The organism is Aliikangiella aequoris, assembly GCF_053709105.1.
Genome location: NZ_CM132298.1, coordinates 697079 through 720737, shown reverse-complemented (window position 1 = coordinate 720737; position 23659 = coordinate 697079). Strand labels below are relative to the sequence as shown.

At 39.3% G+C, this 23659-nt stretch carries 23 protein-coding genes; 13 read left to right on the top strand and 10 right to left on the bottom strand.

Features of this window, described 5'->3' with window-relative positions; genetic code table 11:
- Positions 1-55: 55 nt before the first annotated feature.
- The 3 genes from ACUR5C_RS03215 to ACUR5C_RS03205 are packed head-to-tail and all read left to right on the top strand — an operon-like array spanning position 56 to position 2456.
- Positions 56-310 (top strand): hypothetical protein, encoded by a 255-nt coding sequence (locus ACUR5C_RS03215; RefSeq protein ID WP_454466910.1) that lies wholly within the window; start codon positions 56-58, stop codon positions 308-310.
- 58 nt (positions 311-368) lie between these two features.
- Positions 369-1334, top strand: coding sequence for a VanZ family protein (locus ACUR5C_RS03210; protein ID WP_454466909.1), 966 nt, complete (start codon positions 369-371; stop codon positions 1332-1334).
- A 54-nt stretch (positions 1335-1388) separates the two neighbouring features.
- Positions 1389-2456 (top strand): mechanosensitive ion channel domain-containing protein, encoded by a 1068-nt coding sequence (locus ACUR5C_RS03205; protein ID WP_454466908.1) that lies wholly within the window; start codon positions 1389-1391, stop codon positions 2454-2456.
- A 22-nt stretch (positions 2457-2478) separates the two neighbouring features.
- On the opposite strand, the gene ACUR5C_RS03200 is transcribed toward ACUR5C_RS03205, so the two are convergent.
- Entirely contained in the window at positions 2479-3390 is a 912-nt protein-coding gene (locus ACUR5C_RS03200) for a LysR family transcriptional regulator (RefSeq protein WP_454466907.1), read from the bottom strand.
- Between the two features lie 232 nt (positions 3391-3622).
- Here ACUR5C_RS03200 and ACUR5C_RS03195 point away from each other — a divergent pair, with 232 nt between their 5' ends.
- From ACUR5C_RS03195 to ACUR5C_RS03180, 4 genes are all read left to right on the top strand, one after another.
- A complete protein-coding gene (locus ACUR5C_RS03195; protein ID WP_454466906.1) occupies positions 3623-4015 on the top strand; it encodes a DoxX family protein in 393 nt (130 codons plus the stop codon).
- Positions 4016-4057: 42 nt separating this feature from the next.
- On the top strand, positions 4058-4639 hold the full coding sequence (locus ACUR5C_RS03190; RefSeq protein ID WP_454466905.1) for an FMN-dependent NADH-azoreductase: 582 nt from the start codon (positions 4058-4060) through the stop codon (positions 4637-4639).
- A gap of 114 nt (positions 4640-4753) precedes the next feature.
- Positions 4754-5626 (top strand): pirin family protein, encoded by an 873-nt coding sequence (locus ACUR5C_RS03185; protein WP_454466904.1) that lies wholly within the window; start codon positions 4754-4756, stop codon positions 5624-5626.
- Between the two features lie 38 nt (positions 5627-5664).
- On the top strand, positions 5665-6651 hold the full coding sequence (locus tag ACUR5C_RS03180; RefSeq protein WP_454466903.1) for a glutathione S-transferase family protein: 987 nt from the start codon (positions 5665-5667) through the stop codon (positions 6649-6651).
- 519 nt (positions 6652-7170) lie between these two features.
- Here the strand turns inward: ACUR5C_RS03180 and ACUR5C_RS03175 are convergent.
- The 6 genes from ACUR5C_RS03175 to ACUR5C_RS03150 form a co-directional block, all read right to left on the bottom strand.
- Positions 7171-9336, bottom strand: a complete 2166-nt coding sequence (locus ACUR5C_RS03175; protein WP_454466902.1) for a S46 family peptidase — start codon at positions 9334-9336, stop codon at positions 7171-7173.
- Positions 9337-9535: 199 nt separating this feature from the next.
- Positions 9536-9727: a DUF3185 family protein gene (locus ACUR5C_RS03170; protein ID WP_454466901.1), complete on the bottom strand. Its 192-nt coding sequence runs from the start codon at positions 9725-9727 to the stop codon at positions 9536-9538.
- A 29-nt stretch (positions 9728-9756) separates the two neighbouring features.
- The gene (locus tag ACUR5C_RS03165) at positions 9757-10389 is read right to left on the bottom strand and encodes a PqiC family protein (protein ID WP_454466900.1); all 633 of its coding nucleotides are present in this window, start codon (positions 10387-10389) and stop codon (positions 9757-9759) included.
- A 3-nt stretch (positions 10390-10392) separates the two neighbouring features.
- A complete protein-coding gene (pqiB, locus tag ACUR5C_RS03160) occupies positions 10393-12042 on the bottom strand; it encodes an intermembrane transport protein PqiB (protein ID WP_454466899.1) in 1650 nt (549 codons plus the stop codon).
- A gap of 98 nt (positions 12043-12140) precedes the next feature.
- Positions 12141-12749 (bottom strand): paraquat-inducible protein A, encoded by a 609-nt coding sequence (locus ACUR5C_RS03155; protein WP_454466898.1) that lies wholly within the window; start codon positions 12747-12749, stop codon positions 12141-12143.
- Positions 12737-13426, bottom strand: coding sequence for a paraquat-inducible protein A (locus ACUR5C_RS03150; protein WP_454466897.1), 690 nt, complete (start codon positions 13424-13426; stop codon positions 12737-12739). The genes ACUR5C_RS03155 and ACUR5C_RS03150 overlap by 13 nt, the downstream gene beginning before the upstream one ends.
- A gap of 97 nt (positions 13427-13523) precedes the next feature.
- Here ACUR5C_RS03150 and alkB point away from each other — a divergent pair, with 97 nt between their 5' ends.
- The 5 genes from alkB to ACUR5C_RS03125 all read left to right on the top strand — a co-directional run bounded on the left by alkB (position 13524) and on the right by ACUR5C_RS03125 (position 19500).
- Complete coding sequence (gene alkB, locus ACUR5C_RS03145; RefSeq protein WP_454466896.1) at positions 13524-14159, top strand: DNA oxidative demethylase AlkB; 636 nt, start codon at positions 13524-13526, stop codon at positions 14157-14159.
- Between the two features lie 253 nt (positions 14160-14412).
- Entirely contained in the window at positions 14413-14997 is a 585-nt protein-coding gene (locus ACUR5C_RS03140; RefSeq protein ID WP_454466895.1) for a hypothetical protein, read from the top strand.
- A 4-nt stretch (positions 14998-15001) separates the two neighbouring features.
- Positions 15002-16777 (top strand): OmpA family protein, encoded by a 1776-nt coding sequence (locus ACUR5C_RS03135; protein WP_454466894.1) that lies wholly within the window; start codon positions 15002-15004, stop codon positions 16775-16777.
- Positions 16770-17276 carry a Rab family GTPase gene (locus ACUR5C_RS03130; RefSeq protein WP_454466893.1) on the top strand — a complete coding sequence of 169 codons (507 nt, stop codon included), beginning with the start codon at positions 16770-16772 and terminating at the stop codon, positions 17274-17276. The genes ACUR5C_RS03135 and ACUR5C_RS03130 overlap by 8 nt, the downstream gene beginning before the upstream one ends.
- 10 nt (positions 17277-17286) lie before the next feature.
- Positions 17287-19500: a putative bifunctional diguanylate cyclase/phosphodiesterase gene (locus tag ACUR5C_RS03125; RefSeq protein WP_454466892.1), complete on the top strand. Its 2214-nt coding sequence runs from the start codon at positions 17287-17289 to the stop codon at positions 19498-19500.
- Positions 19501-19545: 45 nt separating this feature from the next.
- Here ACUR5C_RS03125 and nosR read toward each other — a convergent pair whose 3' ends face one another.
- The 3 genes from nosR to ACUR5C_RS03110 form a co-directional block, all read right to left on the bottom strand.
- Positions 19546-20868: a response regulator c-di-GMP phosphodiesterase, NosR family gene (nosR, locus tag ACUR5C_RS03120; protein WP_454466891.1), complete on the bottom strand. Its 1323-nt coding sequence runs from the start codon at positions 20866-20868 to the stop codon at positions 19546-19548.
- Positions 20869-20961: 93 nt separating this feature from the next.
- Positions 20962-21381 (bottom strand): oxidoreductase, encoded by a 420-nt coding sequence (locus ACUR5C_RS03115; RefSeq protein WP_454466890.1) that lies wholly within the window; start codon positions 21379-21381, stop codon positions 20962-20964.
- A 50-nt stretch (positions 21382-21431) separates the two neighbouring features.
- On the bottom strand, positions 21432-22871 hold the full coding sequence (locus tag ACUR5C_RS03110) for a sensor histidine kinase (protein ID WP_454466889.1): 1440 nt from the start codon (positions 22869-22871) through the stop codon (positions 21432-21434).
- Positions 22872-23102: 231 nt separating this feature from the next.
- Between ACUR5C_RS03110 and ACUR5C_RS03105 the strand changes: the two genes are divergently transcribed.
- Positions 23103-23474, top strand: a complete 372-nt coding sequence (locus ACUR5C_RS03105) for a group I truncated hemoglobin (RefSeq protein WP_454466887.1) — start codon at positions 23103-23105, stop codon at positions 23472-23474.
- Positions 23475-23659: the final 185 nt, after the last annotated feature.

Sequence of the window (23659 nt, the reverse complement as noted above, 5' to 3'; positions counted from 1 at the left end):
GTGCTAATATTCACCCAAGATAACTCGATTAAAGCCTAAATAATTTGTTGTGCCAATGAATTTACAGTCTATAAAAGCGCACTTTAGAAATATGGCATTAACGCCAATAACTCAATTAAAGCGATTAGCAATAGGCACTTTGTTATCATTGATTTTCAGCGCCACACTGATTTTATTTGCAGAAGCATTGACTGCTTGGCTTTTTTACAGTTTAGCGCTAGCACTTATATTAAGCGCTCTTTATGCGCTACCCGGCTATTTTGGGATTTGGCTATGGCGAATGCGAAAGTTTCTATTTGACTTAGATTAATATTCGCTCAAGCCGCTAGTAACACACTTAACACAAAGGATTGCGAGTTCACTAACTTATGGGAAATTTCAGCTCATTAAAGCCTGCATTTTTAGCCGCTCGTAACTACTGGGGGCTAATTTTAGTGACTTTTGCATCTCCCCTACTGCTGTTTAGTCGCCTGCCTAGTTCCGAAAATCGAATACTTAACCAAGTGCTTCAACTTGGACACTTTTTCTTATTTGCCGTGTTTTGCTATCTACTTTGCCAGCTTTTTGAGCGTCGCTCCAATCGCCCACAAATTATTTTTGTTGTTCTTGTCGGTAGTTTTTTAAGCTTGATCAGTGAGCTACTCCAACCACTTTTTCAAAGAAATTTTGAAATCCAAGATATTTTTAACGATTTGCTTGGCGTTTTTTGTGGGGTGTGTCTTTATTTGGCTAATAGCGCCCGCAAACAAAAACAAGCTTACCGACAGCTGGCATTTTGGCGAAGCGCAATTTTAGCCTTTGCTATTATGTTGATAGCCTCTCACTCGTTTATTTCACACAGTCTCGACCAATGGTATATAAATCAAACCCCCAACGTTATTGCTAGTTTTGAGCGCAATAGCGAAGCCTTACGCTGGGAAAATAACAGAACTCGCACTGAGCTAACGAAAATATCACAGCACTCAGTACTTAAAGTTGAATTTTTACCGGCTCATTACCCCACCGTTACTTTAAAATACTTTAATTCAAACTGGGAAAAATTTAGTGCTTTTAAATTTCGAATTTTCAATCCTAATCAAACTAAGGTTGAGTTGGTGACCAAAATTTACGATGAATTACATACCCAAAAAGGCTTTAAGTTTAGCGACCGCATGAATAAAAAAATAACCATCGTCCCTGGTTGGAATCAGTTCGAAATTCCCATAGCAGAAATAAAGAACTCCCCCCAACATAGATTAATGGCAATGGATAACATTGCGTCATTAAGTTTTTTTTTAGTAGACAACAAAGCCAGTCTATCATTATATTTTGATAGTTTAGAGCTAGCGCCGTAAGCACTAGACTAAAATGATTGGACTTACATTATAAAAATAACAGGAACCTATTCAATGTCGATAGACTCCCTTCATCATATCGCCGAAAAACTGCCATTTCAGTTTTTGGATTACACCGTTATTGGCTTAAACTTATTTGTTTTTCTGTTTGCTGGTTATATTATTCGGCGCTCAGCCAAAGCTTCAACCAGCGAAACCTTGCGCAACAGAATGCTCGGTTTACGCGCAATCAACTTAGCTCTTTTTTTAATTTACGCCATCGCGGGTATTGTAGAAAGTGTTTTTAGTATTGCCATAAGCCAGTTACAACAAATTTCACAAACCGGCTTAACTATTTTAGTTGGCTATATTGTTATGCACTATATTCAAGGCTGGATAGTAGTCCGCTTTGGTAAACAAAAAGAAATTGATGGCGAATTAGTCAATGGTGAATCATATGCCAGTGAAATCATTGGATTAATTGCCCTCATACTGGTTTCGTCAATTGCGTTTTTGGTCATTATTAACATTTGGGAGCTGAATAATTGGTTGCAAGCGACATCGGTGATCGGCGGCGTTTTACTACTACTCTTCGCCGCAAAAGACTATTTCTTAGGTGACATGATTTCTGGCTTGATCATGCACTATAACAGCTCGGTTGAGGCGGGAAGTGTTATCCGCGTAAAAGAACTCAACTTATTGGGTGTTGTTATGCAAATTACACTTTCACAAACCATTGTAAGAGACTTAGTTCAAAAGCACGAAATAACTATTCCTAACGATAAGTTGCGTAACTCAACCGTAGAAACTCTTTCTAATTGTGCAAAAAATGGCGTACGCGATTTTTTAGATTTTAAAATTGCATACGAACATTCACCTAAACAAGTAGAAGAGTTTCTTCTATTAGTTTGGAAAACAAGTGTTCAAAGTGAAAATGCTATAAACGCAGAAGCCAAGCCCAAGATTGCCGTAGTTGAAAACGGTGATCACGCGGTCACCTGGCGGCTGCTTTACTATGTAAGAAACCCTTATCGAATAGTAGATGCAAAATCGGCAATACAAACTTGTGCTTTGGCGATTAGCAAACAAAAATCCATTGGCTTAAATACGCCAGTAACGCATCAAATATTAAGCCAAGAATAGAGTGTGAAAACTTTTGCCGCAATTAACTGGAAACACGCCAGTAAGGTGTGTCACCAAAATAGTCGGCTAAATAATTAATGAATCGTCTTACCCTAAGCGATAAGTGACGGTTGTGTGGGTACACCGCATAAGCATTAATTTCATTGTCTATTAAATGATTTGCAAGTAATGTTTTTAACTGCCCAGACTTCACTGGTTGGTAACAGACAAAGTCGGGCGTTAGCGTAATGCCTTGCCCATCAATCGCAGCCTGACATAAAAAATCACCATTATTAGCCGCGATACTTGTAGCGACTTTTAGCAATAATGGTTCACCCTTGCTGTCTTTGAAACGCCAAGTTTCTGGCGCACCGGTATAGTGCAGCTTGACATGACCATGGCGTAAATCTTGCGGCTTCTCAGGTGTGCCATATTGGGCAAGATAGCTAGGGCTTGCGCACAACATGAGTTTTATACTCGTTATTTTTTTGGCAATAAAACTAGAGTCTTTTAAATTTGCGATTCTAATGGCAACGTCAAATCCTTCTTCTACAATGTCAACTTGGCGATCATTAAAATCGACTTCAAAGGTGATATCGGGATGAGCTTCTTTAAACTGACGTAAAGGCGCACTTAAATGCGCTAAGCCAAAAGATAATGGTGCTGCCACTTTTATTCTTCCGGCCAAGGCGCAACGCTCATTCTTTATTTCAGCTTCAACTTCAGCGACATCTTCAATAATGCGTAAACACTGCAAGTAATAGCTTCGCCCTGCTTCCGTTAATACTTGTTGACGAGTTGTTCTGGTTAAAAGAGAGGTTCCTAGTCTTTGCTCAAGCTGATTTAGGCGTCGACTAACTGCTGACTTAACCATGTTAAGTTGCTCAGCAGCTTTGGTAATGCTACCAGCCTCGACAATCCGCACAAAAGCTTGCATATCTTCAAACTGGTTCATTCTATGACTAGCTCCTTTAACCGCTTAGTAAACCTAACATGATTCGCATTGAGTGGCGTCATAGCTGAATGAGAGCTCCGCCTTAACTCGAATAATCGCCCACGCAGCTTATTGTTCTAATAAAGTGAACAGTGATTTCAAATTCTGCCTGTTTATCTAATTTTAATCAAGCTTATAATCAATTCATCAATTCAATTAAATAATTTTAGAAAATAACCGACTGGAAATGACGATGAACCGATTCAATCAATACAGCGCTTTAACTGGCCGAATTCTGATTAGTAGTATCTTTTTAAGTGCCGGCATCAACAAAATTGTTCATTACTCTGCGACTGCGACTTATATGGAGTCAATGGGTGTTCCCGCTCAATTACTGCCCGCGACAATTGGGTTAGAAGTTTTTGGCTCGCTAGCACTTATTTTGGGCTACTACACAAGATTTTCTGCTTTTCTGTTAGCTGGCTTTAGCATTTTATCTGGACTGCTATTTCACTTTGATTTGAGTAATTCAATGCAAACTTCGATGCTACTTAAAAACTTTGCCATTGCTGGTGGCTTTTTATTTTTAGTTGCGCGCGGTCCAGGTGAAATATCTCTTGACCATCGTTTAACTAAAGCCGAGTAACCCTAACACTTAAACTTAGCCAATCCTAGGCGAGGAGTTTTTATGTCACAATCTATATTGTTAATTAATTCAAGCGGCCGCTATGCTAATTCTGTTACTAGAAATGTGGCGCAACAAGTAAGCGAAACTTTAAGCTTACAAAATCCAAACGCTACGCTTGTTAAAAGAGACACAGCAGCAGGATTACCTTTTGTCAACGAGCAATGGATAAGCGCTAACTTTACCCCACAACAAGAACGCACTGAGCAAGACTTACAAACACTGTCACTTTCTGATCAGTTAGTCACCGAACTGAAGAGTGCGCAGCATCTTATAATCGCGTCTCCTATTTATAATTTTAGCATTCCAGCCTCGCTTAAATCTTGGATAGATTTAATTGCGCGTGCACGGCTAACTTTTCGCTATACTGAAAATGGTCCCGAGGGTTTACTTAAAGGTAAAAAAGCCTATTTGGTCATGGCGTCTGGCGGCGTTCCAATTGAAAGTTCGTTAGACTTTGCAACGAATTACTTAAAGCAAATTATGAACTTTATAGGAATTGAAGATGTTACCGTCATTGACGCAAATCAATTTAATGCAGAGCAATTTGCAAACCAAGAACCAGAGTCAAGCCTAACCAATTAAACAAAACGCAAAAAACAGGCGGGAACGGTAAAAGCATTGACGATTTTACCGTCTTACAATACTTTGCCTTCACTAAAACTGAAGTTGTTATAAAAAATGTTTAAGGTGGTCAACATGAAGCAATTTAGACAAATTGAGAAAGTCATTAAAGGCAATTTAGCCTCAGATGGCGATGGTGTAAAGTTAACTCGATTGATTGGCTCACCGCAACTCAATCAGCTAGATCCTTTTTTACTTTTTGATGCATTCGGTTCCGATAATGCAGCTGATTATATTGGCGGATTTCCAGCGCACCCCCACCGAGGTTTTGAAACAGTGACTTATATGCTGGCAGGAAAAATGCGCCACCAAGACAGTACAGGCAATGAAGGGGTTATTGGTCCTGGCGGCATTCAGTGGATGACAGCAGGTAAAGGTATTATTCATTCAGAAATGCCAGAACAAGAAGCAGGCTTGCTAGCAGGTTTTCAACTTTGGGTTAACCTACCTGCATCACACAAGTTGACAGCCCCCAAATATCAAGAGTTAGATCAATCAAAAATTCCTGTAGAGATATTGGCTGAAGGCGGAAGCATTAAAGTTATTGCCGGACAGACTCAAGCTGGGACACAGGGCGTTATTGAAAACCTTTTAGTCTCACCAACATACTGGGACGTAACGCTACCACCAAATGGAATACTGAGTGAAAGCCTAAACGAAGCTCACAATGCATTTATGTATTTGATCGAAGGCGAAATTAGCACGCTTTCTGCCATACCGATTTCTGCAGCGCCGCAGGCTCACAACAAATTACTTGCAGGCGAACTTGGGGTACTAACCAAAGGTGCAAACATTGCCATTCAAGCACAACAAAAGAGTCGCTTTTTAGTCATAGCAGGTAAACCTTTAAATGAATCCGTTGCGCGTGCGGGACCTTTTGTTATGAACACTCGCGAAGAAATCAATCAAGCTTTTAGCGACTATCAAAACGGCCGCTTAACTGATTAATTGGAATATACACTAGGCCAAGCATTATAGGAGGCAAAATGGGTTTATTAGTAAACGGTGAATGGCAAGATAAATGGTACGATACAAAGCAAAACGGCGGTCATTTTAAACGCTCAGAATCGCAGTTTAGAAACTTTATTACGGCAGACGGCTCTGCTGGCCCTACAGGTAAAGCAGGTTTTAAAGCAGAAAAAGATCGTTATCACCTGTATGTTTCACTCGCTTGCCCTTGGGCTCACCGTACCCTAATAATGAGGCAGCTAAAAAAGCTCAACGAGTTTATTAGTGTTTCGGTGGTTCACTATGCGATGAAAGAAAACGGTTGGGAATTTCGGCCCGCTAACCAACAACTTAAAGATCACCTTTTTAATTTTGACTATTTATATCAGGTTTATACCCAAGCCGATCCAAACTATAGCGGCCGCGTTACAGTACCGACTTTATGGGACAAGAAAAATGCCACCATTGTAAGCAATGAATCGGCAGATATTATGCGAATGTTTAATAGCGCCTTTGATAGTTTAGGGGCCGAGCCGGTAGACTTCTACCCAGAACAGTTACAATCAGAAATTAACCAAATCAATCAGCGTGTTTATAACGACATTAATAATGGAGTTTACAAGGCAGGTTTTGCCACGACTCAATCGGCCTATCAAGATAGTGTTTACCGTCTTTTTGAAGCGCTTGAATGGGTAGAAAAAATTCTAGCTCAACAGCGATATTTAACCGGCAGCAGTATTACTGAAGCTGATTGGCGATTATTTACAACTTTGATCAGGTTTGACGCCGTTTATGTAGGACATTTTAAATGCAACTTAAAACGAATCGAGGACTTTCCTCATATTGCCAGTTACTTGCGCGATTTATTTCAACAGCCTGGAATATCGGAAACCGTTAATATGGAACATATAAAGTCACACTACTATATGAGCCACCCAACAATTAACCCTAACGGCATTGTCGCTGCGGGCCCAGAGATCAATTTTCTTGCCCCTCACGATAGAAACAGAACCAATAAAGATTAATCTAGCAAGGCTTGAACTAAACTAACTCAAAAGTTTTGCTGCATAACATTTAGCCCCTGCTCTTAATACAATAGTTGTGGGGGTTTTGATAATGCTATGGCTTATATGTCACTTGAATTATAGCGATATTGGAGACTAATTTGGTAACATAGCAAGATAGTGATCACATCGAAAATAGATCTCTAAATCGTTAGAGAAATATACACTTGTGATTCTTCCGTTTAAATCTTCCTACAATTCTTTTGATCGCTCTTCGATATTCAGACAATTAACAGCTCATTCTAGGCAGTAAATCTCATATGCAAAAAAGGCTTTTGCGTCAAAAATAAATAATTTAAATCAGCCACTTAAAAAAGCGAAAGTTTCACGTTCAAACCCTGCTGATTAATTAAACCTGCCATCTGTAGACTAGAACTTATTGATTCCCCCCTTTATAAGGGGGGATGTTAGCGTTTTGAGTAGTTTATGATTGATTTGAGTACTTTATGATTAATACTCAAACTTATTTGGCAAGCTTTATTATTTTACGATATCCATTTCTTTAATTAAGTTGCTCGCGCCGTCAATATGCTCCATCACCCAAAGCATATAACGAGAGTCAACATGGATTGAGCGGTTCAACGAAGGATCATAATCCCAGTCACCAATAATACTTTCGTAAACGCCGTCAAAGACTAAACCAACTAGCTCGGCCTTGTTGTTTAAAGTAGGTGAACCAGAGTTTCCACCGGTTATATCTAGAGTGCCTAAGTAATTAACCGGAACTGAGCCCAACTTTTTATCGGCATACTTGCCGTACTTCTTTTGCTGAATTAATTCGAGCTGCTTTTTAGGTGAATTAAATGGCCAAACCCCAGTGTCTTTTTGAGTAATACCTTCTAAAGTAGTAAATGGTACAGCTTGCATTCCATCAACTGGAGAATATCCTTTTACGTTACCGTAAGTGATCCTTAAAGTACTGTTAGCGTCGGCATAAACTGGCAGGTTTTTCGACTGGTTATAAGCAATAATCGCTTCCATGTATTGTGGTCTTACCGCGTTAAACTGACCTGACTCTTCTTTTGCTTGTTTCTCAAGCTCTTGACGCGCTTCAAAAGTTTTCACAGCGTACTGAATAAAAGGATCACTGCTGTTTTCAAACGCTTCAACCGATTTATTCATCCAAGCTAAACGAACCGACTCATCATCTAAGTCAGTCTTCTCATACATAGTCACTAGTTTAGATTTAAGTTGCTTAGGGTTGTAACCATCGTCAAAACCAAAAAAACGATCAATTTCTGCGATACGCTGCTCACTAGGTAACTGCGCATAACGGTCTACCAAGTTAAATAGCATGGCTACTTCAACTTTCGCATCAAAACGTCGGTTAATCCGCTTCATTCCTTGAGTAAAGCGATTCATATCACGTTCTTGATAACCACTTTCTCGCTGCATGTCATCTTTTTGTTTTTCAATAGCTAAACGGTGCAGGCGCGTCGCAGTAGTCATCATTTGCGAAGCATATGCCATATAACTAAGCAGTGTGTCTCGCTTAGCGGTTATTTGTGACTGCTTAACTAGCGCATCAAGTTTTTCGACAGCATCGCCATACTGCGCTTTACGCGCTGGGTTAACATTAATCCATTCTCGCAGATCATTACTCAGCTTTAATTTACGCGCTTCGGTAGTTCCCTTATGGTAACTTTCCATCATACTGCCACGGTTTTTTTCGTAATTGGCGAGACCCGCAAGCATGCTTTCATATTTAATTCTGGCATCACTTCCTTCGGCAGAGTTATCTTTAATATTTTGAATCATTGACCCCATTAATTCCTTTGATAAAGGATAGCTTTGGGTAAATGAGTGAATGACTTCTGCTGCGGTGCGGTATCGGTTAGTGCTTCCGGGATACCCCAAAACCATAATATAGTCGCCTTCATTAACGCCTTTCGCATTAACTTTTAAGTGATGCTTAGGCTCATAAGGTACATTATCTTCACTATAATCAGCAGGTTTGCCATCTTTGCCAACATAAGCTCTATAAAAAGCGTAGTCTCCAGTATGGCGTGGCCACATCCAGTTATCTATATCACCTCCATATTTACCTACGCTTTTTGCTGGTGCATGAACTAAGCGGACATCACGAATGGTTAGCTGCTTAAAAAGATAGTACTCAAGTCCACCATGAAAATTAACGACTGAACAACGATATGCTTTGTCACTTTCACATTCAGCGACTAATTTTTTAGACTGAAGATCAAGCTGTTGATAGCGCTGATTTCCGGTCATTTGGGCAGTTAACCCAGACTTCATTTGTTTGGTCACGTCGCTAATACTTTCGGTCACATAAACTCTGCTACCTGGTGCAGCCTGAAGCTCTTCTGGATAGGCTTTAGCTAAAAAGCCATTTTCTAGCAAATTGTTGTCTTCCGTTGAGTTATATTGAATTGAGCCATAAGCACAGTGATGGTTAGTGACGACCAGTCCTTTGTCCGATACAAAAGATGCCGTACAACCCCCTAAAGAAACAATTGCTCCCATAGGAAACCCGGTTAGCTGAGTTAGGTCCTTAGGATCTAGCTTTAGCCCAGCTTTTTTAAGCTGTTTAGCAATGCTAGGTAACTGATGAGGCTGCCACATCCCCTCGTCGGCAAAAGACAGAGTACTCACAAGAGCAGCTGCTAGTAGACTAAGTAGTTTTTTCATAATAGGTTCTTCTGTTATTTAAATTATTTTAGCAAAAAGGCAACTATAAAAGTTGCCTCAAGTTTCGTGCATTGGCTTAATGCAAAAAGTGTCGCCACAAAGGATATTTGAACATATGTATTGACTTTTTTTGGGGATTAAATTGTAACATCTTGCTATCAAAATTTTAACTCATAGCAATATTAAGCTTTAAGTTAGCTTACTTTAATTTAAATAAACCAACGATAATGACAATAGCTCCACCAACCAGCCCAACCCAAGCTTCTATTGGCGTACTGCCGCTCAATGCCCTTTCTATCTGTGACATAGCCGCATCATAAACATTATAACCCCACCAAGCCAAAGCAACACCCACTACAATTAACATAACGCCAATAATTTTATTACTCACAAGCTCTCTCACTTTTTAATTTTCATATTTTATTGCTTAGTTTCAAACGCTGGCTCTGCGGCAATTGACTTAACCACCTGAGCAAGCCCAAAGTTTAACTTTTCTACCGTATGTAAATATCCATCTTGGGTTAATTCATTCGCCAAGTGAAAAGACTGCTTTGTTACCAATTGCTGCTCTCGGTCAAAAATCCAATAAGTGCCGCTAACTAAGGCTTGATTGGCATGATTTGCTTGAAAGCCGTCAATCGCCAACTCAATTCGGTAAAACGCGTGTTGCTCCCCATATGCTGTCGCATTTTCAACCAACCAATTAACCGAGCTCGACTCTGCCAAGCTAGCTTGCAGTAAGGCTTGAAATGCACGATTTATATTTTGCTCAAGTGGCTCTGCCCATAAGTGCTGTTGTGAAATAAAGTATTGATAAGGCGCAGTTTGAAGCACCAAACCTTTTTTTCGCAAAAACTCAGCTAGCTTAACTGGCGCGATATAGATGACAGGACGATCTTTAGCAAGGTCGGCTTTTATCTCAGCAAATGAGTGCACTACTGCACTTTGTAGCCCGTAAAATTGAATTAATTTAGGCTCGCTAACGCACCCATTTATAAGCAAGCAAATAAAGACAGATAAACTAAAACCTAAAAGGCTATTTCTTGGTGGCATTTATCACTCCTTATTTTTAGCTTTGGGTTGTGGCTCTTGTTTTTTAGAACCACTAAAGATCAAACTATTGGGTTGCGATTGCAACTGATGTAAAACTGGCGAAAGGTCTTTCAACGCTTGCTCTAAAGCATTCAACATATTGCCTAAGTCTTGTTGAGTTTTTGAGCCATGGGCGTAGTCCTCTGCAACCTGAGATAACTTTTGCAGTGCTTGGTTAATATTTCTAATTAAGTGCTGAGATTCTGGCTGATGCAACATTTGGCTTAAGCCTTCTCCAGCTCCAGCAAATGAGTCTGCGGTAGAACCAATTTTTTGCAAGGTTTGCGAGGCATTTTCGAGTAACTCGTTTAACGGCAATTTTTCTAGTTTGCTCAACACATTATTCATACTTACAAGTAAATTATCGAGTTCGCTAGCAGCCGTTGGTATTACGCTTATATCACCAAAGGTTTGTAAACTGTTTACCGCCCCATCGACAAATTGAAGCTCGATATATTTACTGCCCGTCAATAAACTTCCAGTGCTTAAAAACCCATGTAGGCCTTTACCTATTGATGATTCAATTTGGGTAATAACTTTACTCAATTCCTCGCTACTATCTTTTAAGCCGAGGCGCGCAGGTTCAAGTTTGATTTGCACAGGAATTAAAGCATTCTGATCTAATAGATCACCCATTTCTGGATAATTAATATCCGTGCGTACGACACTGCCTAAACGAATCCCTTTATATTCCACTGGAGCACCAGGTTTTAGCCCTCGAATAGACTGTTTAAATAGTAAAATAAAGGGTTGTGCATTTCGATACTGCTGCTCTCTAACGGCGTCTTTATTCGGGTAAATTGTAAAATAAGCTCGCTCTGTAACAACCTCTCCTCGCGGCAAATTTGCTGGCACATCAAATGCCACCCCGCCACCTAGCATTGTCTCTAAAGTGCCGGTTTGCATTTTAAAACCATCGGCCGACATATCTAGTTCAACACCATTTATTTCCCAAAACCTTGTATTCTTAGTAATCAGTTTGTCATACGGGCTTTCTATAAAGGTATCGTAATAAACGACTCTTTCCTCTGGATTAAAGTGCACATATTCAATTTGACCAACTTGGATCCCTTTAAAAAGAATAGGGTCACCTACGTCCATAGCTCTTAGCCCGTCGCTGTCTAAAGTAATATGCAAACCAGGCGTTCCTGCTGGCGTGACTGGTGGGTGCTCCAGCCCTTTAAATATTGTTTGGTACTCACCTTCAGTGCCTGGCGTTAATTCAATATAAGCGCCAGAAAGTATGGTAGTTAGTCCAGATATTCCCCCTCTTGCGACTCTTGGCTTAACCACCCAAAACTGCGTATCAGACTTTAATAACTTGTCAGTGTCTTTATTTAATCGAGCGGTTAAAATAATTTGGTTAAGATCAGGGGCTAGCTCTAAATCGGTTACTTTGCCTACCGTAATATCTCTTAGTTTAATTTTAGTTGTGTCTATTTCAATTCCTTCGGCTGTATCAAAAGTAATTTTTATTTCAGCGCCTCGAGTTGCAATGTTATACCAGAACATCCAGCTACCAATCAGTACGGCAACAAGTGGCACCAGCCAAATAGCAGATAGCTTGCTATCTTCTGACTCCTCTGCTGCCTCTATATTATTTTCTATTTGCATAATTTTTCACTACGGCCTTTTATTATTTAAATAGTCTCTAGTTTTAACAAACATTTGTGGTTACCTTTTTATAATCTTAATGTGCTTGGCTATAAAAATTATTCACTCTTATTATTTTTCCAAATGAGCCGACTGTCAAAGCTTAATGCCGCCAGCATGCTCGCAATAACTAGCCCTGCAAATGCTAACGCAGCTGGCCCAGGATAAATGCTCATCATTTGTCCCATTTGAATGAGAGTCACTAAAATCGCCACGACAAACACATCGACCATCGACCATTTACCGATAAGCTCAGTAGTTCGGTAAAGCTTTTGATGGCGAAGCCTATCCACATGACGGTTATTATTAACTGAAAATAGCAGCCAAGCTAAAGTCAGAATTTTACCAACGGGTACTACCACACTTGCGATAAAAATAATCACTGCAATAGGGTATGACCCTTGCATCCATAAAGTCGCCACCCCGCCAATGATGGTACTAAAGGTCACTTCACCCAAAAAGTTAGTTTGCATTATCGGGTAGAGATTTGCAGGAAAATAAAGAATAATCGCGGTCAAAAGCCAAGCAGCGCTCGTTTGAAGGCTCTTTGACCTAATTTTATGCCGTTTTTTCGCACAAAAAGGGCAGCTTGCCTGCTCGTTAGGATATAACTGTGAGCAGTTTTCACAGCAAGCAAGCCCAACTGATGCTGCGGTTATTCGCTGCATTGATTTTCCTTTAAATCGATAGAGTCTTTCAGCCAACGCCAAAACTGATGTTTATCAAGAAAGTAGATAACAAAAGTTAAGCATAGAATAAAGCAACTAAATGCATAAAAAGAAAGCCCTATCTTAATTTGAGCCATCGAGGTGATTTTAACCAAGCTGACTAAAATTCCAACTAAAAATATTTCTGCCATATTCCACGGACTGAGCAAAAAAATTATTTTTGACATTGAAGCTAAGGGCCAATGGGCTTTGCCCATTTTTAAAGCCGCTATCACGCCCACAATTAACATCAAAAAGATACAGGGTATCACTGTGATGGTTGCAAACATTAACAGAGACACACTTTCAAACTGGAATTCACCAATACTTTTTAAGCTATCGAGCAAACTCACTGTGCGCTCGCTGCCACGGCTAATAAAAGTTAAAAATGGAAAACAAAAAGACAAAAATAAAGCCACTAAAGCAGCAATACTCATACTCAATAGTTTATCTTGTCCGTGCTTAAAAAAACGGCTAATAACATGAGCACAACGCGGACACTGAAGCTTGCTATACGACTCTGGTTCTGGCAAGCGTAGTAACAAATCACATTCATGGCAGGCCGTAAAAAGCTCAGGCTTGTTCAAAACTTGATTGCGCAAGTCATTATAACGGCTAATCGCCTCTCCCCCATTCATTGTAGCCTTCTTCTATTGGCTTTGTTCTTGGTTGCATAAGCATATGAGATCCGACAAAATAAAACAATCAACCTGACTTTGTTCGTTACCTCTTATTATGTCTGACTTATTCCAAAGCGCCCGTCCGGAAATTGAAGAAATTTATCCGCAGACCTTTGTTTTGAGCAAATTTGCTGACAGTGAGCAACTTTTGGCGCTTATTCCGCCAATAATAGCCCAATCTAAGTTTCGTCAAATGCAAACCCCAATGGGGCATTTAACCAACATCCCAGTGTCCAATTGCGGAGAGTGGGGATGGATTTCAGACATTAACGGCTATCGCTACTCGAAAACAGATCCACTAAGCCAGCGAGCTTGGCCAGCAATGCCCAAAGCGTTTTCAGAAATTGCTAATCGAGCAGCTAAGCGAGCTGGCTTTGCAGACTTTGTACCCGACGCTTGTTTAATTAATCATTATCAAGTTGGCTCAAAACTCGGAAGTCATCAAGACAAAAACGAAAGTGACTTTAATTGGCCAATTGTTTCTGTTTCACTGGGCCTACAAGCGGTGTTTCAAATTTATGGGCAAGAGCGCGCAGGTGTCCAAAAAAGCTATCTCCTGCTCGATGGCGACGTTATGGTTTGGGGCGGAAAATCTCGATTAATTTATCACGGTATAAAAACACTTAAAGCCGACCCGCTAAACCCTCAATTAACTTCTCGTATAAATTTAACCTTTAGAAAAGCCGCTTAAATTTGAAAAGTATTTGCTATCAAGTCACCTAAATCAAAACCTGAATTGCCCATAAAAACAAAGCCATTATTGATGTAACTACTGGATTTATATAATAAATAGGAGTACATTTAAATACTACTACTCGTAGTAACTCAATTAAAAATAAAGCTTTACCTATTACTTTTTGACAAGGCTTACAATCAACTCAAGCTGTGTTTATTGTTCCGGCCACTTGCAAGGCATAAAGCTTACGGATTTATAGGGATGTGTTATGAGCCAAAAGAACTCAAATGAATCAAAGGCAAAATCGAAAAGCACTAAAGCCAATAGTAAAAAAAGCACACCACCAACTCAATCACCGACTAGCGACTCCAGCCAATTAAACTCAATACGAGATTTATTGTTTGGTGAACAAGTTCAAAGCTTACACAAAATGATCGCAGAGAATCATGAGAGTGTTATAACAAAGCTCAATAACTTAGAAGACAAGCTCAATAAAGAAAACCACTCATTGCAACAAGCTCTCACAGAAAGTCATCAAAGCCTTTCAGAACTAATCGAATCTAACCGTGTAGAACACGTTGCGCAAGAAGGTATATTAGAGGACAACATTAACCAACTAAGCAAAGCGCTTAATCAGTATCAACAAGAAACCCAAACCGAACTGCATGAAACCCATCAACAAATAAAAACCAATACCCAACAGCTTTTAGCTAGCCTTGCCAAAGATGTGTCTGACTTGACCCAAAAGATCAATCATACCGCTGCAGAGCTAAGTCAAAATAAGGCTGATCGAAAAACTTTAGCTCATTTATTAGAAGGTATGGCGAATAACCTTACGAGTAATGAGGACTAATTAAATGTCCGCAGATACGGCAGACAATGAAGAATCAACTGTCGATGATGAGTATCTGCAGTTACGCAGTTTACTGCTAGGCAGTGATTACGAAGCTGCCATTCTTGAGCAAATAAAGAAATCACAAAAAGAGCGCGTTAGTGATGTGCTTGCCGATGCTTTTACCGAAAGCGCACGAAGAGATAGTTCTCTGAGTGAAGCAATGGCTCCGGTAATTGAGTCCTCGATAGATGCTTCTATTAAGTCAAATCCGGAAAAAATCACCAATGTCATTTTTCCAGTGATTGGGCCTGCCGTGCGTAAAGCAGTAAGTCGCGCTTTTGCCGATTTACTAAAAACACTTAACTCGGTACTTCAACAAAGCTTGAGTGTTCGCTCTCTATTTTGGCGAATTAAAGCTTGGAGATTAGGCATTAGCTATGCAGAATTTGTTTTAATTCAAACTATCGAGTATCGAGTAGAACAAGTCTTTTTTATTCACAGTGAAACAGGCGTGTTGCTTCATAGTGAAATTAGCGATGGAATTTATCATCAAGATCCAGATCTTGTTTCTGCCATGTTAACCGCTATCACTGACTTTGTTTCTGACTCATTTAATAGCCAAGATCAGAATCTTAACGTTATTCAATTTGGCGACTTAAGCATTTTAATTTCAAGCGGCCCATTAGCAATTCTAGCATTAGTTGTCAGAGGTACACCGCCAACCAAAATTCAGCAAAGTATGGATGTCGCTTTAGAAGAGTTACACCAAGATTACGCGACTTCGTTAAACCAATTTGAGGGCGATACCGCTGAATTTAAATCTAGCTCGACTAGCTTACGCAAACTTTTAGTGGCTAAGCACAAAGCAATTAAGCAATCTAAACCCTGGCTCGCGATAGCGCTTATCAGCGCATTATTTTTAACTGGTGGCTATTTTTCGTGGCAGAAGTGGCAGATTCAACAACAAGCCAAAAAAGCCGTGCAGTACATTAATCAAAGCGCGGGCTACCAGGTGATAAATTACACCATCAAAGGCAATCAACTGTTTGTTGAAGCTTTACGAAGTCCAGGCGCTTTGCCTCAGCAACACTTAGAAAAGTCACTTTCTAGTCAGCTAATTAACCTTAAGCTTGCATCTAAAAGTACTAGTTTAGATGACCCACGAGTTTATCTTGGCTATTTAGGAAACCAATTTAACGCCCAGTTTAAGGTAGTGACTAACAATGGGCTGCCCTCTCTAAAGGTAATCGGAAGTCTAACCCAAGAAGAAATATTAGAGTTAAAGTCTGATCCTCTAGTGGTTTCACTATTTAGCGAGTTAGACGACTCACAGCTCAGTATCAAACCACCAATATCAAAAGTTGAAGCGATTAAGTCACAATTTAATCAAAAGCTTCAAATGGTACAAAATACCAGTCTTTATTTTGAGAGTGGCCAATCTACGCTTAACTCGCAAAGCGCAGCAAAGCTAAATCAAATGATAGCCGCGCTTAAGTGGTGCTTTGATAATCAGGAGTTAGCTCAAACTCAAATACTTCAAATAAGCGTTATGGGCTTTGCTGACAATGATGGAAACAAACTAGCTAACCTTGAGTTAAGTAAAAATAGAGCACGGCTAGTCCAGCAAATTTTGCTCGAAAACGGAATAGAAAAAGATGTCGTGATTAGTTGGGGTTATGGTGATCGCTCTTCCCCCTTAGTGCCTAATGAATTGCAACGCAGAGTGAGCTTACAAGTATTTCATGCTGCACCAGAACTTGCTCCCCAAAATCAACACTTAGAGTCAAACGATGATTAGTAAAAAAATTTGTTTAATTGGCGCTTTCGCCGTAGGTAAAACGAGTTTAGTTAAGCAATTTGTGGAAAGTATTTTTGAAGAAAAATACCATACCACTATTGGGGTAAAAATTGACAAAAAATCAATTACTCTAAATGATGAGCTAGTTCAATTGCTTATTTGGGACATAGAAGGCGTTGACGTGTTTACCGAGCTAAAGCAATCCTATTTAAGAGGTGCATCGGGAATTGCACTTGTAGTTGATGGCACCCGACCTCAGTCACTCAATGAGGCATTAAAAATTTTAAAACAGCTACCTGCGACTTTACAAGACGTTGAAGTGGTTTTAATGGTTAACAAAACCGATTTAACTGAAAAATGGCAATTAGCAGACGCCGATATCGATCAATTTAAACTTCCTAATCAAAATGTATTTTATACCAGTGCAAAGTCTGGAAAAAACGTAGATAATGCCTTTTTGCAGCTAGCTAAAAATTTAACCGTAAAGTCTAAACTGTAAAGGGTATTACATGACTGAATTAAGCGATCTAGAAATAAGCCAGGCGCTTAACAATAACAAAGGCATGGTATTAAGCGAACTGCTTAACTTGCTTCAATATGCCGCTTTTTGTTGGACCAAGGAAGGCTACTTCACTCCCGTTTACCAACCACCGCAATGGTTTGAAGAAGCTTATAGAGAGAAATATCACACCTCTAGCGATAACACTAACGCCTTTTACCTAGGTGTAGCATTTCCATTTATAGAAAATTTTTTATTTGACGCCGAAGAAATTTGGGCCTTAACAGAAAACGCGCAGCGTCGCTCAGGGCTATGGACAGAAGTGCTCGATAGTGGATTAGAAATTCATTTAGAAGCAATTGCAGTTAGCGTTAACCAGTTACCTTTACTGTTAATCGCCAACGAAACCCACAACTTTGATGTTCGCCATAAAATATTTCAGAACGCGCGCAACCTTGCGTTAAAAAATGAGCAACTTGAAGAGTCAATTCAACGCCATCAACGGGAACTTCACCAACAATTAGAACAATTTTATGCAAAACATGTTTCCAATGCCGATATTAGCAGCGGGCTGAAAAACGAAAGCTCGGCGGTGCTTATCTGTAAACAAAACGGGCGGGTTGAAGTATTTAACCAAGCACTCGTTGACATTTATGCAATTGAAGACAATAACCAGCTCAATCGTCAATCGCTCCTCGAAAAATGGGTGAAAGAAGCTGAGTCGCAATACCCAGAAATACATCGAGTTTTAAAGATTGGCAAACAGTGGGAAGGTGAATTTGAAACTGCTGACAACTTAGACAATAAAAAGTGGGTGCGATTAATGATTGCGCCATTGCTCGATGAGCATAACAAGATTAGTCGCTATATTTGTATTGCAAATGATATTAGCAAAATAAAATTGTCGGTAGACGAAATTCAAAAAGTCACTCAAATAGATCCAACCACTCACCTACCGAATAGGCAAAATTTTTGGCAGTTTTTAACAAGCCAAATAGAAGACAAACAAACGAATAACGGGAGTTTAGCGCTTATTTATATTGACTTAGATCACTTTAAACAAGTCAATGACGATCTCGGCCCACAGCAAGCAGATTTTTTATTAAATACTGTCGCTAGCCGATTAAAGCGCTGCTTAAAAAAGCAAGATTATGTCGCCCATTTAGGTGGAGATGAGTTTGCCATTATCGTCAGTAAGTTTCAGGGGCACGATGCTCTAAAGGGAATTGCACAGCGAGTAAAGGAGCACATTTATCGCGATGTTTCCTTTCAAGAAATCACTCTAAACATTACCAGCAGTATCGGAATTGCTATTTACCCAGAACACGGAATTAAAGCCCGTCAACTGGTTAAAAGTGCCGATTATGCCATGTACCATGCCAAAGAAATGGGAAGAAATCAGTTTCAGTTTTCTGGCCCTTACAGCAAAAAAAGAATTCAACAAAAACTGCATATTGAGCAAGGTTTAAAAAGCGCCTTATCGAAGGGCGAGCTCAACTTAATGTTCCAACCTCAGATTTGTATCGGTAAAAAACACGAACACCGTGTAGAGGCGCTTATTCGATGGCAACACCCTATTCAAGGCATGCTTTCTCCAGCCAGCTTTATTTCTATTGCAGAAGAGTCTGGCATTATTTTAGAAATAGGCGAATGGGTATTAAAAACAGGCTGCGAGTTAGCCAAACAATTAAACCAAGATAATATTCCCGTCATTGTTTGCATCAATGTATCACCCAAGCAGTTTAAGTATTCTAATTTCCCTAATGTAGTTGAACAAATTTTAACTCAAACCGGTGTGGCAGCTAGTCAGCTAGAACTAGAAGTTACCGAAAGCGTATTTCTTGAAGATATGGAAAACGTTGTTGTGCAATTAAAGGCGCTTCAAGCCATAGGCGTTTCTATATCCTTAGACGATTTTGGAACCGGCTACTCTTCTTTAAGTTATTTAAAACGCCTGCCGGTAGATATTTTAAAAATAGATCGTAGTTTTATCAGTGAACTACCGTATAACAGGCAAAGTAAAACCATTGTTGAATCACTCATTAATATGGCACACGAACTTTCCATAGAAGTTATAGCAGAAGGGGTCGAAAACAACTCTCAACTGGATTATTTAAAGCAAATTAATTGTGACTATGTGCAAGGTTTTCTGTTTCATGCGCCGCTTGCCAGTGCAGATTTAGTTAGGCTTTATCAGTCATTTCAGCCTAACCAACGACTTTAAGTTGAACACGAGAGAGCTGGCGACATTATTTGTTGGCTTTCTAGTTTAGCTTTTCATCCAAACAAAAACATTGAGAGGCATGTCGTAAACATTTTCGACGCTAATTAATTTTTGAATCGTTAGCTCACTCAGCACTGTACCTTTTTTTAGCAACATAAGACCTTGGTTATTGGTACAGTCTCTACTCAACTTCATGCCGGGCATGAGTTTCATGGTAGTTAAGCGCGCTTCTTCTTTTATTTGATTATTTTTTTCATGCTCTTTAGACACATTGATAAATAAGTCGAGCAATTCGGGGTCATATAGTACCCCTCTGTTTTCAACTAAAAATTTACGCGCGTCTAATGCGCTGTAATTAATGCCGTCGTATTTGCCCGACTGCAATAAAAAGTAGTCTTTTACAATCCCAAGAACTCTACAGCCAATAGGAATATCATTTTCTTTCAAGGCATCAGGCGCGCCGCTGCCGTTATAGTACTCATAATGGTGCTCAATGATTCTGGCAGTGTCCGTAAAATTAGCAATATCTTTTAGTACTGAAGAGCCAATCTCAGGGTAGTTCATAAACTGCTCATAGTCTTCTACGTCTAACATTTTAATTGGGGTAACCAAAAGTTTTTCAGGCAACGCTAATTTGCCCAACTCAAACAGCAGACTCGCATAATAAATTTGCTTTAATATATACTCACTCAGCCCTGCCGCTTTTCCGAGGTCCACAGCAAGTAAAGGTAAGTCATGGTAGTCTCTACCAAAAATATGTTCTCTTGCACAAATAGCATGAGAAAGCAGTTTAATAACCGCTTCGTAACTTGCCGAGAGCTCTTCATAGGCTTTATCGAGCATACACTCGGCTTCTTTTAAATCTCTCACCCGACGCTGAATCGTATTTTCTAAATCTTTATTCCACTCTTTAAGCTTTTTATTTTGCTGGTGAGTGAGCAATAATAAGCGTTCTTTTTCTCGCTCTAGCTGGTTAATCTTAAATACTGACTGGACTTTAAGCTTTATGTCATTATCATCCCATGGTTTACTGACATAGGAGCTTATTTTGCCTTCGTTAATTGCACGAATCGTCGATTCTTGGTCTGAAAAACCAGTTAACAGAATGCTCGGAATTTTAGGTTTGATCTCTTTAACCTTGCCAAGAAACTCAGCGCCATCCATATTCGGCATTCGCATATCAGAAATAATTAAGTCAACCTTCTGACTTTTCACTATTTCGAGCCCTTCTTGACCGCTTTCTGCGGTTAATATCTCATAGCCTTCCTTTCGAAATAATCGCTTTAAAGAAACAAGAATATTTTTCTCATCGTCAACGCAAAGCAAGCGGAGTTTATCTTTATTTTCCGCAGTGTCTAATTCGCTCATATAACTTTATCTTCCTCTGCCTCAAATGCTTTATCGTTTGAAGAGGCCACAGCCGTGACATAATTAACTTTTTGACTACTATCTCTACTAAGTTTAGATCTTTTTACTACCTTTTGCTTTAAAAACACCTAACTTTTCAAATAATTCGCTCTTTTTATGGCGCATATAATATTTTAGTTCACTTCTGCCCTCTTCGCGCTCTATTCCTAATTCAACTAAGTGCTCTAAGACAGTGTCAAACGCTTTGCGTCTTTTTAAACCTTTTTCGGTAACATCTCTTCTATCTGCAAAAAAATCGAGTAAAGTTGAGCCGCAAGGACAATTACGATACAACTCTAACACCGTTGAGCCGTCATCATCTTCCGAGGCCTTTAAACCAGTAGTGCCTCTAATCTCCACCGTTTCAGCGGTATACTCCTCGACTGAATTAAAAACTTTGCCGCAGGTTTGGCACTTTTTAGGAAAAGCACAGCTTTCTAGCGCAACAAGCTCCTCAAATAAATCACCACTCATTCTACAACTGCCTTTTCCTATCTAATAGCATCTACTTTGTCCAAGTCCTTTTAATTCGCCTGGTCTTCGAGCTCTTCATCTTCAAGCTCGGTAATAATGGGAAGCTTAATAATAAAGCAAGTCCCAGCACCAACCTCACTTTCAACTTGAATAGTTCCTTGATGGTTTTCAATAATTCCATAGGAGATTGAAAGGCCCAAGCCGGTTCCTTCACCTACCGGCTTAGTAGTAAAAAAAGGATTAAACAATTGAGATAAGTTCTTTTTATCTATGCCAGAACCGTTGTCTTGAAAGCGAATTGTAATCCAGTCTTCATCCGCTTCGGTTGAGACCTTAATTAAACCATTTTCTTTAATTGCATGCCCCGCATTGATCATTAAGTTCATAAAGACCTGGTTTAATTGGCTTGGGTAACAATAAATTTCAGGAACTTCACCAAACTGTTTATCAATCTCACAATGATATTTAATTTCATTCCAAACAATACGAATGGTTTCATCAATACATTGATTTATATCTGTAAGCTGTTTCATTTCTTCACCAGCATGGGTGAAATTTTTCAGGCTTTGAATTATCTTTTTAACTTTATCCATTCCAAAGATACTTTCAGAAACTAGCTCATCGGTGTCTGTTAAAATGAACTCTATATCATGCTTTTCTTTTAAACTTGATAGTAGCTTAACACTGGTCTCTTCTGCTTGTTCTATAATTCCCGCTTCTAACTCTCTAATAAAAATCCCTAAATCTTTAACATACTCTTTTAGCGAATTTAAATTACTATTGACATAGCCCAGAGGATTATTTATTTCATGAGCAACACCTGCGGCCAGCTGCCCTACTGAGGCCATTTTTTCAGAGTGTACAAGTTGGCTTTGCGCAGCCTTTAACTCTTCGAATTGTTGCTTAATTTTTTGTTTAGAGTTATAAGCTGATAAAAAATTGCCAATATGCATAGTGACATAGGTCAAGATTGACATATCACTGTAACTATAAGACTCGGTTCTAGAGTAGCTTTGCGCCACAATACCGCCCTCAATACTTGGCGAGTAATAAGGAATAAAGACCCACTGCTTAGGTAGCTTACCTAAAGCTTTGAACTTGCCCTCCTGCTGCAACTTTAACACGTCTTTTTCGGTAAGAGTTAACGCTTTACCCTGCTTTAACGCATAGGCAGTTAAGCTATAACGCAACTCAGGATTGGTTTTTTCGTTTCGAACACTTTCGGGTATGTCATCTTGCTCGTCCACAATAAAGGGAATACAAATATTATTATCTTGGACAAAGCATATATAAAAATTTTCTATACGCACAATTTCTGACAATAGCGTAAAAATACGCTTATAAATCATATCGATATCGTCGTCTTTACTTTGAAAGCGAGAAATTTCAGAAATGACATTTTTAACTGCTAACTCTTTTTGGAGTAGTCGCTTGTCGTTTTCAAGCTCAATAAGCTTGGCATTTAGCTCATCGTTAGTGGCATTTGACATTGGCTTCCAGATACACTTATTTGGTTCTATACACAGTATGGAACATAAACTGAAAAACGCAAATAAGGCTTGCTTAAGGTGCGACTAATACTCTTTTTCTAGCCATAAAGCGTTACCATGTCGCAAACTATCAATTCAATGAATTTTAACCCTTTAAATAACAAAATTGCCCACAAAACCACAGTCTTTCGACTAAACTTACTAAAGTACTAGGTAATAAAAGAGAGAACTTTGGCTGATCTTACGTTATACAACAAAATTGGTGGCGCTTCTGCGGTAGAAGCAGCCGTGCATATTTTTTATCAAAAGTTCTTAGAGCATCCCGAGATTACTGCCTACTTCGAAGATATCGACATGTTTAGGCAGGAACAAAAGTTACGTGACTTTTTAACCATGGTACTTAAAAACGTTAACAGTTACAGTCCGCAAAGAATTAGAGATGCACATGCTCCTTCAGTAGGTAAAGGCTTAAATGATAAGCACTTTGATATTTTTATTAACATTATGGAAGAAACACTTTTAGAGCTAAATATCCCAGAAATATATGTTGAAGAGTTTACCTATATTGCAGAGTCCTTTAGAAAAGACGTTTTGCTAAAATAAATCATGCTCTCGCATAAAACTGTTTGGTTTGCGCTTTATAACGTAAAGCTCTCAATTTTATACTTTTCATACCTTGCAACAATTAAAAACAGCTTGCCTCAACCTACCTAAAAACTAATGTGCTTACTTTTAGTTATAACGCAAGTAAACAAAAGCTAGCCTAAAGCAACAGATTCTATTAACCT

Bases quoted from the DNA above. Each gene is read 5' to 3' on its own strand.
- ACUR5C_RS03135 (WP_454466894.1), top strand. From the start codon at position 15,002: ATGTCCGCAGATACGGCAGACAATGAAGAATCAACTGTCGATGATGAG.
- ACUR5C_RS03140 (WP_454466895.1), top strand. From the start codon at position 14,413: ATGAGCCAAAAGAACTCAAATGAATCAAAGGCAAAATCGAAAAGCACT.
- alkB (WP_454466896.1), top strand. From the start codon at position 13,524: ATGTCTGACTTATTCCAAAGCGCCCGTCCGGAAATTGAAGAAATTTAT.
- ACUR5C_RS03205 (WP_454466908.1), top strand. From the start codon at position 1,389: ATGTCGATAGACTCCCTTCATCATATCGCCGAAAAACTGCCATTTCAG.
- pqiB (WP_454466899.1), bottom strand. From the start codon at position 12,042: ATGCAAATAGAAAATAATATAGAGGCAGCAGAGGAGTCAGAAGATAGC.
- ACUR5C_RS03150 (WP_454466897.1), bottom strand. From the start codon at position 13,426: ATGAATGGGGGAGAGGCGATTAGCCGTTATAATGACTTGCGCAATCAA.
- ACUR5C_RS03175 (WP_454466902.1), bottom strand. From the start codon at position 9,336: ATGAAAAAACTACTTAGTCTACTAGCAGCTGCTCTTGTGAGTACTCTG.
- ACUR5C_RS03155 (WP_454466898.1), bottom strand. From the start codon at position 12,749: ATGCAGCGAATAACCGCAGCATCAGTTGGGCTTGCTTGCTGTGAAAAC.
- ACUR5C_RS03115 (WP_454466890.1), bottom strand. From the start codon at position 21,381: ATGAGTGGTGATTTATTTGAGGAGCTTGTTGCGCTAGAAAGCTGTGCT.
- ACUR5C_RS03125 (WP_454466892.1), top strand. From the start codon at position 17,287: ATGACTGAATTAAGCGATCTAGAAATAAGCCAGGCGCTTAACAATAAC.
- ACUR5C_RS03110 (WP_454466889.1), bottom strand. From the start codon at position 22,871: ATGTCAAATGCCACTAACGATGAGCTAAATGCCAAGCTTATTGAGCTT.
- nosR (WP_454466891.1), bottom strand. From the start codon at position 20,868: ATGAGCGAATTAGACACTGCGGAAAATAAAGATAAACTCCGCTTGCTT.
- ACUR5C_RS03180 (WP_454466903.1), top strand. From the start codon at position 5,665: ATGGGTTTATTAGTAAACGGTGAATGGCAAGATAAATGGTACGATACA.
- ACUR5C_RS03200 (WP_454466907.1), bottom strand. From the start codon at position 3,390: ATGAACCAGTTTGAAGATATGCAAGCTTTTGTGCGGATTGTCGAGGCT.
- ACUR5C_RS03185 (WP_454466904.1), top strand. From the start codon at position 4,754: ATGAAGCAATTTAGACAAATTGAGAAAGTCATTAAAGGCAATTTAGCC.
- ACUR5C_RS03195 (WP_454466906.1), top strand. From the start codon at position 3,623: ATGAACCGATTCAATCAATACAGCGCTTTAACTGGCCGAATTCTGATT.
- ACUR5C_RS03215 (WP_454466910.1), top strand. From the start codon at position 56: ATGAATTTACAGTCTATAAAAGCGCACTTTAGAAATATGGCATTAACG.
- ACUR5C_RS03190 (WP_454466905.1), top strand. From the start codon at position 4,058: ATGTCACAATCTATATTGTTAATTAATTCAAGCGGCCGCTATGCTAAT.
- ACUR5C_RS03130 (WP_454466893.1), top strand. From the start codon at position 16,770: ATGATTAGTAAAAAAATTTGTTTAATTGGCGCTTTCGCCGTAGGTAAA.
- ACUR5C_RS03165 (WP_454466900.1), bottom strand. From the start codon at position 10,389: ATGCCACCAAGAAATAGCCTTTTAGGTTTTAGTTTATCTGTCTTTATT.
- ACUR5C_RS03210 (WP_454466909.1), top strand. From the start codon at position 369: ATGGGAAATTTCAGCTCATTAAAGCCTGCATTTTTAGCCGCTCGTAAC.